At 69.8% G+C, this 12376-nt stretch carries 13 protein-coding genes; 6 read left to right on the top strand and 7 right to left on the bottom strand.

Features of this window, described 5'->3' with window-relative positions; genetic code table 11:
* Nucleotides 1-82 precede the first annotated feature (82 nt).
* Entirely contained in the window at nucleotides 83-598 is a 516-nt protein-coding gene (locus tag OG734_RS33420; protein ID WP_330291152.1) for a hypothetical protein, read from the bottom strand.
* Between the two features lie 201 nt (nucleotides 599-799).
* On the opposite strand from OG734_RS33420, the gene OG734_RS33415 reads away from it, so the two are divergent.
* Nucleotides 800-1522 (top strand): hypothetical protein, encoded by a 723-nt coding sequence (locus OG734_RS33415; protein ID WP_330291151.1) that lies wholly within the window; start codon nucleotides 800-802, stop codon nucleotides 1520-1522.
* 120 nt (nucleotides 1523-1642) lie between these two features.
* Here the strand turns inward: OG734_RS33415 and OG734_RS33410 are convergent, their stop codons facing one another.
* The 3 genes from OG734_RS33410 to OG734_RS33400 all read right to left on the bottom strand — a co-directional run bounded on the left by OG734_RS33410 (nucleotide 1643) and on the right by OG734_RS33400 (nucleotide 3196).
* Complete coding sequence (locus OG734_RS33410; protein WP_330293887.1) at nucleotides 1643-1963, bottom strand: hypothetical protein; 321 nt, start codon at nucleotides 1961-1963, stop codon at nucleotides 1643-1645.
* Between the two features lie 130 nt (nucleotides 1964-2093).
* On the bottom strand, nucleotides 2094-2369 hold the full coding sequence (locus OG734_RS33405; protein ID WP_330291150.1) for an ArsR/SmtB family transcription factor: 276 nt from the start codon (nucleotides 2367-2369) through the stop codon (nucleotides 2094-2096).
* A gap of 170 nt (nucleotides 2370-2539) precedes the next feature.
* A complete protein-coding gene (locus tag OG734_RS33400) occupies nucleotides 2540-3196 on the bottom strand; it encodes an NADPH-dependent FMN reductase (RefSeq protein ID WP_330291149.1) in 657 nt (218 codons plus the stop codon).
* Between the two features lie 293 nt (nucleotides 3197-3489).
* Here OG734_RS33400 and OG734_RS33395 point away from each other — a divergent pair, with 293 nt between their 5' ends.
* Together OG734_RS33395 and OG734_RS33390 are read left to right on the top strand one after the other, a co-directional pair.
* Nucleotides 3490-4056, top strand: coding sequence for a hypothetical protein (locus OG734_RS33395; protein WP_330291148.1), 567 nt, complete (start codon nucleotides 3490-3492; stop codon nucleotides 4054-4056).
* Between the two features lie 176 nt (nucleotides 4057-4232).
* Entirely contained in the window at nucleotides 4233-4868 is a 636-nt protein-coding gene (locus tag OG734_RS33390) for a class F sortase (RefSeq protein ID WP_330291147.1), read from the top strand.
* Nucleotides 4869-4914: 46 nt separating this feature from the next.
* Here the strand turns inward: OG734_RS33390 and OG734_RS33385 are convergent, their stop codons facing one another.
* Nucleotides 4915-5700, bottom strand: a complete 786-nt coding sequence (locus OG734_RS33385; protein ID WP_330291146.1) for a sulfite exporter TauE/SafE family protein — start codon at nucleotides 5698-5700, stop codon at nucleotides 4915-4917.
* A 305-nt stretch (nucleotides 5701-6005) separates the two neighbouring features.
* Here OG734_RS33385 and OG734_RS33380 point away from each other — a divergent pair, with 305 nt between their 5' ends.
* The 3 genes from OG734_RS33380 to nirD are packed head-to-tail and all read left to right on the top strand — an operon-like array spanning nucleotide 6006 to nucleotide 10269.
* Entirely contained in the window at nucleotides 6006-7280 is a 1275-nt protein-coding gene (locus OG734_RS33380) for an NAD(P)/FAD-dependent oxidoreductase (RefSeq protein WP_330291145.1), read from the top strand.
* Entirely contained in the window at nucleotides 7280-9898 is a 2619-nt protein-coding gene (gene nirB / locus OG734_RS33375; protein ID WP_330291144.1) for a nitrite reductase large subunit NirB, read from the top strand. Before OG734_RS33380 ends, nirB begins: the two co-directional genes overlap by 1 nt.
* Entirely contained in the window at nucleotides 9895-10269 is a 375-nt protein-coding gene (gene nirD / locus OG734_RS33370; RefSeq protein ID WP_330291143.1) for a nitrite reductase small subunit NirD, read from the top strand. The genes nirB and nirD overlap by 4 nt, the downstream gene beginning before the upstream one ends.
* Nucleotides 10270-10353: 84 nt before the next feature.
* On the opposite strand, the gene OG734_RS33365 is transcribed toward nirD, so the two are convergent.
* Both OG734_RS33365 and OG734_RS33360 read right to left on the bottom strand, forming a co-directional pair.
* Entirely contained in the window at nucleotides 10354-11280 is a 927-nt protein-coding gene (locus OG734_RS33365; RefSeq protein WP_330291142.1) for an oxidoreductase, read from the bottom strand.
* Between the two features lie 181 nt (nucleotides 11281-11461).
* Nucleotides 11462-12304, bottom strand: coding sequence for an SAM-dependent methyltransferase (locus OG734_RS33360; protein WP_330291141.1), 843 nt, complete (start codon nucleotides 12302-12304; stop codon nucleotides 11462-11464).
* Nucleotides 12305-12376: the final 72 nt, after the last annotated feature.

Genomic DNA, 12376 nt, shown 5'->3' with positions numbered 1-12376 from the left:
ACTTGATGAGAGGGCACCCTCGCCCGAGGTCAGGAGACGCACGCCGCGCAAGCGGCGTGATCACGGCAGACCGCATCCGGCGCTAACCGTCCTTGCAGGCCCTCGCCTTGAACTCCGTCACCGGGACGATGACCGCGGATTCGACGCCGTCGTAGCGGACCATCCCGGGGGTGAGCCGGTCCCGGTCAGGCAGGGTGAAGGAGACGCTGCTCGACGACCACGAGTTGTCCTTGGTCCAGCCGTACAGGGTGTACGTGGTCTTGGCGGTGAGCGGTTTGAGAGATGTGGTCGCGGTCCAGCCGGCGGCAGGCGCATCGAGGGTCCAGGTGGCGAGACCGGCCTTGAGGGGTCGGGCTGCGGTCCATGAACCGACCGTCACCTGCTTGTCGGCGTCATCGCTGTCCACGTAGAGCATCGCGCCGTCGATGTGATGTCCGCAGACCATCATGACGCCGACCAGATGGCCGTCGTCGGTCACCGAGATGCCGGCGACAGCGTCAATGGGAACCGTGCACCCCGAGGTTGCCGCGAGGGCCGCGCAGGCCGCGAAAGCGCCGGCGAGGCGCTGGACAATGGGCCATGAAACGGTCGACTGCACGGTGTCCCCCTGACCCGGGGGTCGCTTTTTGTACCCCTGTACGCCGGATGGTAGGGACGATCCGCGTCGAGTTGCGGCGCCGCCGCCGACCCGTTGTGCGCTCGTTGTGGCCTCGTAGCCACAGTCCTGATAGATCACCAAGGCGTCAGAGCTGCGTACCGAGTGTCTCGGTCCCGCCTGAAAAAGTATGAACAGCACTGCATGAAGAGGAAGTTGATGCAGAAAGCGGGATGGATCGGCTTCATCGACTCGGCACGAAGGCACATGTCGGAGCCGTGCGGCAGGATACGCGTACGCGGGTGGGAGGGGATTGCTGTGGGAATCGGCTACAAGACGTCCTGGCTGGCTGTGCCCGGCGGTGACAACGAGCAAGTCGCCGACGCGCTTGGGTTGCTTTCGCGAGTGACAATGGACTGGGAGTCGGGGACAGAAGCGGCGTACCGGCGAGGTGTCTTCGTAGCCTCTCCCGTGGACGGCTGGACGCTGGCTCACGGCCGGATCCACCTCACAGTCGGAGTTGTGGACAACGGTCCATCCCTCCTGTCCTGGCTTCGGTCACTCGGCCTGCGCCTGGGCGACTTTCAGTACTTCCACACCGATCGCATCGGCGAGTACCACGTCTGGGCGAGAGTGGAGGCCGGCCAGGTCGTCCGGGTCTATGGCTATAACAGCTCAGACAGTGACAGCCCCTTGCGAATCGGTGAGCCGACAAAGATCGAGCGCCAACTCGATGTCGGCATCAGGGGCGTGGAAGAGGGGATGAAATCCTGGAGCGAATCCGACTGGGATGACTGGTTTGCCGACATGCCAAAGGAGAGGCACGTCATGGCCATCGCCAAGGACTGGGGAATCTGCCCGCTCGAGATCCCGGATGCGCCACCGGCGGGCGTCGGCATCTACGGCTTTCCACCCGGCGCCGAGTGACTCCGTAGGCGCCGCGAAAAGCAGCCCGTTCACACCGGCCGTGTGCCGCGACCCCGCCTCTCCTCCCCAGCGCCGACAGCTGGTACCGCAGGTCCGGTTGAGCGCGAGCCGACGCCGTTCCTATGTGGCGTCGGGACCCTCGAGGAAGCGCGACAGCACCGCGGCCTCCGCTCGGAGCCGTGCGGCCCGGTCTGCGTGTGCCGGTGTGGTCAACTGCGCGGCTGCCTCCAGTCGTTCGGCGACCTCGGCGCGTACGACATCCTCCGCACCGCTCTCGCTCAGCTCGCGCCGCGCCGCTTCGGTGGCGCCTGCGCCGGCCGGGGACTGTTCGAGGGCCACGCCGCGGAGTTCCGCTTCGCCCACGGGCACCGCCTCGGCGTTGTCCAGCGCGCCGAGTGTTGCGCGCAGGGCGCTCACCGCGACCTTGTCACGGGCGCGCATCGCTTCCGGGAGTGCTTGACGCATACGAAGACGTACAGACATGCCGACGATCCTATCGGTGCCCAAGGACTCGCTCGGCGGTCAACGGACTTCCGTCGCACAGGTGTTGGGGAGGACGTACAGGTGCCGTCTAGGACGTGTCATCGCCCGCCCCCGTTCGCAACAGGGCCGCTCCGAGCGGGGTCAGGGTGTGCAGGACCGTGTTGGCGTGGCGGTGGCTGGTGATCAGGCCGGCGTCGCACAGTACGGCGGTGTGATGGCTGGCCGTTGTGGGTGTCACGCCTGCCCGGCGGGCGGCCTCGGTGGTGGTGGAGCCGGTCGCGCTGGCTCTCAGGATGGCGGCGCGGGTGGGGCCCAGCAGCACGTTCAGCGGCGGGGAGTCGGGGTGCGAGGTCGGCGCCGGCACGTGGTGGAGGGGGTAGAGCAGGACGGGCGGGAGTCCGGAGTCGGCCAGGGCTATGGGTGCGTGCCAGCATGACCGGATGACAGCTCGGCGGGCCCCTGAGTTCCGGGGCCCGCCGATGCGTGCTGTTCACACAGTGGCGCGGTGAACCCTGAGGCTTCCTCAGAGCGCCACTACGCCCCGTACGCCCGAACCGCCCGCCCCTCCCTCAACGTCCGTCCCCACCACACCACTTGACCCAGCATCGTCTTCGCCGCCGCGTCCGGTCCCGACGGATCCCTCAGTCGGCCCTCCTCGTCGAACGACGCCCCCGCGTTGTGGAACGACACCGTGTCCCGGACCGTCGTCGCGTGGAGTTCCGCGAAGACCTGGCGGAGGTGTTCGACCGCGCGGAGGCCTCCGGAGACGCCGCCGTACGAGACGAAGGCGACCGGTTTGGCCTGCCACTCCGTGTAGTGCCAGTCGATGAGGTTCTTGAGGCCGGCCGGGTAGGAGTGGTTGTACTCGGGGGTCAGGACGATGAACGCGTCGGCGGACGACAGTTTCGGCTTGATCGCCGCCAGCTCGGACTTCGCGCCCGCGTCGGTCGCGAACGTCGTCGGGAGCGCGGTGTCCGCGACGTCCACGACCTCCGCCACGAGGTCGTCTCGGGTCCCGATCCGGTCCAGGAGCCAGTCGGCGACCACTGGGCCGAAACGGCCCGCACGGTTGCTGCCGACGACGACGGTCACACGTACGGGTTCGACGGACTCGACGGGTTCGACGGATTCGGTGGGTTCGACGGACTCGACGGATTCGGTGGGTTCACTGGCTTCAGTGTGTGTCTGCATGCGGCACAGCCTCTTACCTCAAGCATTCTTGAGGTCAAGCCCTTCATTCGCCTCCGCCTCGGTCACCCGTTCACACCCCCGGCCCCAGCCCATCCGGATCTCTTCCGCGACACTCCAGCCGTACGGCGATGACCTGCCGAAATGCCGATGCGCGGAACGCTCCCCGTCGTCCCGGGCCACCCGTTCACCGTATTTCTGACGGCCCCTCAGGGAGCGCGTCCGGGCCCCTGCCACTTACCTCGGTAGCAGACCACCCCGTTCGCAAGCTCTCGGATCTCGGAGGAGCAAGCCCGATGCGACGCACCGCCGCCCGCCTGCTGACCGGTACCGCGCTCGCCGTCACCGTCGCGGGATCGGCCGTGACCGTGGCCTTCGCCGCGCCCGCCGCGCCCGCTTTCGCCGGCACCGGGAGCAGTGGTAACGGTGCGCTGGAGGTCTACCCCGCGACCGTCACCCCCGGTACCCAGGTCACCGTCAACACGACGGCCTGCGGAGCGGGCGGTACCGCCGCCGGTGATGCCAGTGCGGTGGGTGCCGGGGCCTTCGTCCTCGCGCCCGGTACGCACGAGGAGGTCGCCGTCGGGCAGTTCCGGGTGCCGCCGGGCGCGCAACCGGGGACGTACGAGATCGTCGCCCGGTGCGATGGAGAGGTGAGCGGGCCACAGGTCAGCGGTGATCTTGTCGTCACGCTCACCTCGACCCGGCCGCCCGTGCGCCCCAGGGGGAGTGTGAAGACGGGGGTCGGTGGCGCGCTCGGTCCCGACCCCGTGCAGACCGCGGCCGGCGTGGCGGCTCTCGCCGTCGCCGCCGCGGGCGGTACCTGGCTCCTGCATCGCCGGGCGAGAGGCGACAGGATCTGACGGACACCCTCCGCAGTCCGTCGCCGGTACCGCATGTCCCCCTCCCTCCGGGCCCGATGCCCCTCGCGGCCCGGAGGGGGGCCAGGGTGAAACACCAGAGCAGATGTCAGGGTGAAATCCGGGGCGAACACCAGGGTGGAAGCAGGGGCGGAAACAGGGGCATCCAGGAGGCTCGCGTGCGCAGATTCACCAACCTCGTCATAGCCGTCTTCACCGTCGTCGCCGTCTGCTCCGGCGCCTGGCTGGTACGCAGCGGCGGCGAGACCCACGCCCCACCGCAGCCGTCCGCCGCCCAGGCCCGTACGGGTTCACCCGACTCGGGATCCGCCGTACCGAAGCCCGTCGCCCCCGCGCTCCCGCCCTCCCCGCCCCTCCGTATCCGCATCCCCGCCATCGGCGTGAACGCCCCGCTGATGGGTCTCGGCCTCACCCCCACCGGCAGCCTGGACGTACCGCCCGCCGAGCGCGAGGACCTCGCCGGCTGGTACGAGGCCGGCACGGCCCCCGGCGAGACGGGCACCGCGATCGTCGCCGGGCATGTCGACAACGCCGACGGGCCCTCCGTCTTCTTCCGCCTCGGCGCCCTGAAGAAGGGCGGCGCGATCGAGGTCGAGCGGAGTGACGGAAGCACCGCTCTCTTCACGGTCGACGCCGTCGAGGTGTACGACACGGACCGCTTCCCGGACGAGAAGGTATACGGCGCCGCGTCCCGGCCCGAGCTGCGCGTCATCACATGCGGCGGCCGTTACTCACCCCGGACGGGGTACGAGGGCAACGTCGTCGTCTTCGCCCACCTGACCGGCAGCACCTGACCGGCAGCAGCTGACATCCCCCGAGCGTCGCTGTGCCGCCCCGCCGCTACGCCACCCACTGCTGGTACGCCAGATTCGCCACCAGCGTGAACACGACCACCAGCAGCACCCCCCGTACGAACCCGCTCCCCTTCTTCAGCGCCGTATGCGCCCCCACCGTCCCGCCGACCAGGTTGAACGCGGCCAGCAGCGCGCCCAGCTGCCAGTACACCGTGCCCTGCCAGGCGAAGATCGCGAGGGCGCCCGCGTTGGTGCAGCAGTTGACGATCTTGGCGGTGGCGGAAGCGGTCACGAGGTCGAGGTGGAGCAGCGCGGTGAGCGCGAGGACGAGGAACGTGCCCGTGCCGGGGCCGATGAGGCCGTCGTAGAAGCCGATGCCCAGGCCCGCGAGTCCGATCGCGGCGAGGACGCGGCGCGCGGAGACCGGGGTGGTCGCAGGGGCCGTACCGAAGGCAGGCCTGAAGATCACGAAGGCGCCGACGCCGAGCAGGACGACCATGATGACCGGCTTCAGGGTGTCCGTGCTCATGCCGGCCGCGACGAACGCCCCGGCCGTCGACCCGGCGACCGCCGCCAGCCCGATGCGTACCGCCAGGCGTACGTCCACCGGAGCCTTGCGTGCATACGTCACCGCCGCGCCCGTGGTGCCGACGATCGCCATGGCCTTGTTGGTGCCGAGCGCGTACTGCGCCGCCGACGACGTGTCCGGGAGCCCGAGCAGCAGTACGGGCATCATGAGGAGGCCCCCGCCGCCCACGACGGCGTCGATCCAGCCGGCCGCGAGGGCGGCGAGACAGAGGGCGGCGATCATGGGCAGCGATATGTCAGGCATGATCGCGAGCTTAGGTCGCGCATCCGCCGGCAAAAGAGACGGGATACCTTTCGGCCGTAGCGGTGGAGCCCCTCTCGGCCATAGTGTTCACGCACCTAACGGCCGTATCGTTCACGCGCCCCTCCGCCGTGGCGTTCACGCACCTCACAGCCACCTCTCGGCCGTATCGTTCGTGCACCTCACAGCCCCCTTCCGCACGCCCACCGAACCCTCACACCCATCCCCCGCCCCCGCTGAGGGAAGCGTGCCCCCCGGGAAACAGACGTGATGCTGCCGGGTAACACCGGCAACGCACGCTGCAGTACATGACCTCGAATGCGCGTGTGGTGGTGATCGGCGCCGGGCTCGCGGGCGTACGGCTCGCCCGGCGGCTCGGTGAGCTCGGCCTGTCCGCCTCGGACGTCGTGCTCGTCGGCGAGGAGGAGCACCGCCCGTACAACAGGGTGCTGCTCGCCGAGGTCCTCGCCGGGCGGTACGCCCCCGAGGTGATCGCCCTGCCGACGCCGGACCGGCTGGTCCGCGCCCGGGTCGAGCACATCGACCGCGCCGACCGGACCGTGCACTGCTCCGACGGGTCGTCGATCACATACGAAACGCTGGTGCTGGCGACGGGCTCCAACCCCGTACTCCCGCCCCTGCGCGGGCTGTTCACCCCGGACCACGAACTCCCGGAAGGCGTCCACGCGTTCCGCACCATGGACGACTGCCTCGGCCTTTCCAAGGCGGTGCGCCCAGGGTCGCGGGCCGTCGTCATCGGCGGCGGGCTCCTCGGTGTCTCCGCCGCCCGCGCACTCGCCGTACGCGGCGCGCAGGTCGTTCTCGCCCAGCAGGGTGAGCGGCTGATGGAACGTCAGCTCGACCCCGGCGCCTCGGACTTGGTGCTGCGGCACCTCAAGGAGCTGGGCGTCGAGGTGCACACCGAAAGCCGGGTACGGAACGTGCGCTGCGTGGGCGGCAGGGTCCGCTCGGTCGAGATGGCCGACCACTACACCCTCGACGCCGACCTCGTCGTACTGGCCTGCGGTGTCCACCCCCGTGTCGGACTCGCGCGCGACGCGGGGCTCGCCGTGCACAAGGGCATCCTCGTCGACGACGAACTGCGCACCTCCGACCCGCACATCCGGGCCCTCGGGGACTGCGCCCAGCACCAGGGAATGATCTACGGTCTGGCCACCCCGGCCCTCGAACAGGCCGAAGTCCTGGCCGAGTTGATCGCAAGCGAGTCGGGCGAGGCGGGTGCGTCGGGTGCGTCGGGTGATTCCGCCGCCCGTTACACCGGCACCCGTTCCCTCACCCGTCTCACCCTCACGGACTTCACCGCCGACACCGGCAACCCGTTCGATCTCGCCGCCTTCGGCGAGCCCACCCCCCGCCCCGGCGACGACGTCATCCAGCTCGCCGACGCCACCCGGGGCACCTACCGCAGGGTCGTCGTCCGCGACGACCGGCTGGTCGGCGGGGTGCTCGTCGGCGAGCTCGGCACCGTCGGCGCCCTCGCGCGCGCCTGGGAGGGAGCAGAGCCGCTCCCCACCGACGGCGGCCCCTTGCTCCACCTGCTCACCAACGATGGAGGCTCCTAATGACCGCCACTGATGGGGCCACCCCCACGATCGTCCTCGTCGGCCACGGCATGGTCGGCCAGCGCTTCCTCGAAGCGCTCGCCGAGCGCGGCCTGACCGCCGCGCACCGCGTGGTCGTACTGTGCGAGGAGCCGCGTCCGGCATACGACCGAGTTGCTCTGACCTCGTACTTCTCGGGCAAGACGCCCGAGGACCTCTCGATGACCGACATGGCGTTCATCGAGAAGGAGGGCATCGAGCTCCACATCGGCGACCCTGCGGAGACCATCGACCGCGAGGCGAAGCGGGTGACCTCCCGCTCGGGCCTGGTCGTCGACTACGACGTCCTCGTCCTCGCCACCGGCTCCTACCCCTTCGTACCGCCGGTCCCCAACAAGGACGCCAAGGGCTGCTTCGTCTACCGCACCATCGAGGACCTCCTCGCCATCGAGGAGTACGCGAGCACCCGTACGACGGGTGCCGTGGTCGGCGGTGGTCTGCTCGGACTTGAGGCGGCCGGCGCCCTGAAGGGCCTCGGACTCACCTCCCACATCGTCGAGTTCGCGCCGCGCCTGATGCCGGTACAGGTCGACGACGGCGGCGGCGCGGCACTGCTGCGCACCATCGAGGACATGGGCCTGTCCGTCCACACGGGCGTCGGCACCCAGGAGATCGTCGTCGACGAGGACGGCGCGGTCACCGGTATGAAGCTGTCCGACGGTTCCGAACTCGCCACCGACCTGGTGGTGTTCAGCGCCGGTGTCCGCCCCCGCGACCAGCTGGCCCGCGAGTCGGGCCTGACGGTCGGCGAGCGCGGCGGCATCGCGGTCGACGAGCAGTGCCGTACGGTCAACGACCCGCATGTCTTCGCGATCGGCGAGTGCGCGCTCGCCTCCGACGGCCGGGTGTACGGCCTGGTCGCCCCCGGTTACGAGCAGGCGGAGACCGCCGCCGCCGCCATCGCCGCGGACGAGGAGGCCGAGGAGCTGACGTTCACCGGCGCCGACCTCTCCACCAAGCTGAAGCTGCTCGGCGTCGACGTGGCGTCCTTCGGCGACGCGCACGGCGCGACCGAGGACTGCCTGGACGTCGTCTACTCCGACTCCCGCTCGGGTCTGTACAAGAAGCTCGTCATCGGCCGCGACGGCAAGCTGCTCGGCGGCATCCTCGTCGGCGACGCGGAGGCCTACGGCACGCTGCGCGCGTTCACCGGCACGGTCCCGCCGGTCTCCCCCGAGTCGCTGGTGCTCCCGGCCGGCGCCGGCGGCCCGGTCCAGCTCGGCCCGACCGCACTGCCGGACGCCGCGATCATCTGCTCCTGCAACAACGTCACCAAGGGCACGATCCGCGGCGCGGTCACCGAGCACAACTGCACCACCGTGCCCGAGGTCAAGAAGTGCACCAAGGCCGGTACGACGTGCGGCAGTTGCGTCAAGGTCCTCGGCCAGCTCGTCACCGCCGAGCTGGAGGCGAGCGGTGTCGTCGTCGACAAGGGCCTGTGCGGCTGCTTCTCGCAGACCCGCGAGGAGCTGTACGAGATCGTCCTCGCCCTGCGCATCAACACCTACCAGGACCTTCTCGACCGCTACGGCCGCGACAACGCCAAGGGCGGTGACGGCTGCGACATCTGCAAGCCGGCGGTCGCCTCGATCATCGCCTCCCTCGCCCCGACCATCGGCGCGAGCGGCTATGTCCTCGACGGCGAGCAGGCGGCGCTGCAGGAGACCAACGACCACTTCCTCGCCAACCTGCAGAAGAACGGCTCGTACTCCGTCGTCCCGCGCATCCCCGGCGGTGAGATCACCCCGGAGGGCCTGATCGTCATCGGCGAGATCGCCCGCGACTTCGGCCTCTACACGAAGATCACCGGCGGTCAGCGGATCGACATGTTCGGCGCGCGGGTGGAACAACTCCCGCTGATCTGGACCCGCTTGGTCGACGCGGGCTTCGAGTCCGGTCACGCCTACGGCAAGTCGCTGCGTACGGTGAAGTCCTGCGTCGGCCAGACCTGGTGCCGCTACGGCGTCCAGGACTCCGTCCGGATGGCGATCGACCTGGAGCTGCGCTACCGGGGCCTCAGGTCGCCGCACAAGCTGAAGTCGGCGGTGTCGGGCTGCGCCCGTGAGTGCGCCGAGGCCCAGTCCAAGGACTTCGGCATCATCGCCACCTCGGGCGGCTGGAACCTGTACGTCGGCGGCAACGGCGGCGCCACCCCGCGCCACGCGGACCTGCTGGCCCAGGACCTGAACGACGCCGAACTGATCAAGCTGATCGACCGGTTCCTGATGTTCTACATCCGTACGGCGGACCGGCTGGAGCGCACGTCGACCTGGCTGGAGCGGATCCCCGGCGGCCTGGACCACGTACGGGACGTGGTCGTGGAGGACTCCCTCGGCATCTGCGAGGAGCTGGAGTCGCTGATGACCGACCACGTCGCCCACTACCGCGACGAGTGGTCCGACACCATCAACGACCCCGAGAAGCTCGCCCGGTTCGTGTCCTTCGTGAACGCGCCGGACACCCCCGACCCGGTCGTCGGCTTCGTCCCCGAGCGGGACCAGATCAAGCCCGACCTGCCGCTGCTGTCCATCGGCCTGCGCCCCGCCGATGACGTCCTGGAAGGAAGCGCCCAGCGATGACCCTGGCACCCGAGACGACCGACCTGAAGATCCAACTGCGGATCGACAACAACGCCGACAGCGCCGACGACAACTGGTTCACGGTCTGCGACCTGAGCCTCCTGCTGCCGGGCCGCGGCGTGGCGGCCCTGCTGCCGGACGGCCGGCAGGCGGCCATCTTCCGCGACCGCGCGGGCAGTCTGTACGCCATCGACAACCGCGACCCGTTCGGCGGCGCGGCGGTCCTCTCCCGCGGCCTGACCGGCACCCACCAGGGCCGCCCGTACGTCGCCTCACCGCTCCTGAAGCAGCGCTTCGACCTGGAGTCGGGCCGCTGCCTGGACGACGAGACGGTGGCTGTGACGGCGTACGAGGTGCGCACCGCCGCCTGACACACCCCCGACTGATGCTGCCCGTGAGCGGCGCCCCGGCCCTCCACCGGCCGGGGCGCCGCTCACGTTCATGACTTCATGACGTCATGACTTCAGGCCCTCGAACGTCACCCCGGTCAGCTGCTCGGATGCGGCCCAAAGCCGTTCCCCCGCACGGTCGTTGAGCGTCCAGGAAGCCCGCCACGACTTGGCGGGCGAGCCCCGCCAGCCCAGGAACCTCGGTCCGACGAACGCGTCGGGCCGTACGTCCGGTGCGGTGGCCGCGTACAGCGTGGGCAGGGCGCCCGCGTCGGCGGACTGGGCGAAGTACCGGTTGCCGATCTCCATGAACCGCTCGGCGCCCTTGTGGCCCTGCATCTTCGGCGCGGCGGTCTGGAGGTTGGTGGCGGCGTACCCGGGGTGAGCCGCGGCGACCACGACACCGGAGCCGATCGCGGCCAGCCTGCGCGCCAGCTCGTGCGTGAAGAGCAGGTTGGCCGTCTTGGAACGCCCGTACGCGGTCCAACGCCGGTAATTACGCTCGCTGTTGAGGTCGTCGATGTCGATGTTGCCGAGCGCGTGGGCACCACTGGAGAGGTTCACGATCCGGGCGCCGGGCGTACCGAGCAGCGTCGGGAACAGCAGCCCGGTGAGCGCGAAGTGCCCGAGATGGTTGACCCCGAACTGCGTCTCGAACCCGTCCGCCGTCGTCCCGTACGGCAACGCCATCACGCCCGCGTTGTTCACGAGGAGGTCGAGCCGCTCGTACGGAAGCTCCTCCGCGAACTCCCGTACGGAGCCCAGGTCTCCGAGGTCCAGCGGCCAGAACTCGGCGATGGCGTCCGGCACTTCGCCCAGCAGCCGCCCCACCGCCTCGTTCCCGCGCGCCTCGCTCCGGCAGGCGAGCACCACCCGCGCCCCCTTGCGCGCCAACTCCCGCGCGGTGACGTACCCGAGACCACTGTTGGCACCGGTGACGACGGCGATCCGGCCGCTCTGATCGGGAATGTCCTGCGCGTTCCAGCCCGGCATGTTCGGGTTACCTCCATGGGCGACGAGTCCGACGAGTCGGGCGGCTCTGGCGAGTACTGCGGTTCTGGTGGATCCAGAACCAGATCAGTGTCCCGATCAGTGTCCGGGTCCGGGTCCGTGTCCCAGACTGCGCCGGATCGGCCCCCATGGCCAGTTCTACGCTCTACCTACGCTCTGTACGTCAGGGCTTGCGGCCCACTCCGCAGTAGGCGTCGACAGCCGCGGCGGGGCCGGCCGGGACTCGGAGGTCGGGGCGCCACTCGGGTACCTGGACGACGCCCGGGTCCACCAGGTCGAGGCCGTCGAAGAAGGCTGCGATCTCCCCGATGCTCCGTACGTAGTACGGCACGGCGCCGCTCGCGTTGTACGCCTCCGACGCGGCGATCATGCCCTCGCTGGTGGCGGTGCTGTCGCTGATCACCAGGTGGCTGCCCGACGGCAGGCCCGCCATGAGCCGGCTCACCAGGTCGCGCGCCTGGTCGTGGTCGGCGACATGGCCGAGCGTGTTGAGGACCATCAGGGCGACCGGCCGGGAGAGGTCGAGGGTGTCGGCCGCCGCTTCGAGGATGGTCTCGGGCGCGTACAGGTCGGCGTTCAGATAGACGGTCCGGCCCTCGGGGGTGCTGCCGAGCAGGGCGTCCGCGTGGGCCAGCACGATGGGGTCGTTGTCGACGTACACGATCCGGGCGTCCGGAGCGGCGCGCTGCGCGACCTCGTGGGTGTTGTCCGCGGTCGGCAGCCCGGTGCCGACGTCCAGGAACTGACGTACGCCCTGCTCGTCGGCCAGGTAACGGACGGCGCGTCCCAGGAAGTGCCGGCTCGTGACGGCGACGTCGACGAGACCGGGGAAGATCTCCTTGATGTGGTCCCCGATCTCCCGGTCGACCTCGTAGTTGTCCTTGCCGCCGACGAAGTAGTTCCAGAAGCGGGCCGAGTGCGGCTTGGACGTGTCGATATGGGTCCGCGCGCGGGCGCCGGTACCGGCCGAGGAAGTGGGGGTGACGGTGGGGTCGTCGTCTAACACGGCAGAGTCTCCTGAGTTCCGGTGCTGATCATTAGGCATCAACGTAGGTGAACTCATGCTCACCGCAACGGA

The sequence above is a fragment of the Streptomyces sp. NBC_00576 genome (assembly GCF_036345175.1).
Taxonomy (GTDB): Bacteria; Actinomycetota; Actinomycetes; order Streptomycetales; family Streptomycetaceae; genus Streptomyces.
This window is presented reverse-complemented; position numbering and strand designations above follow the sequence as displayed.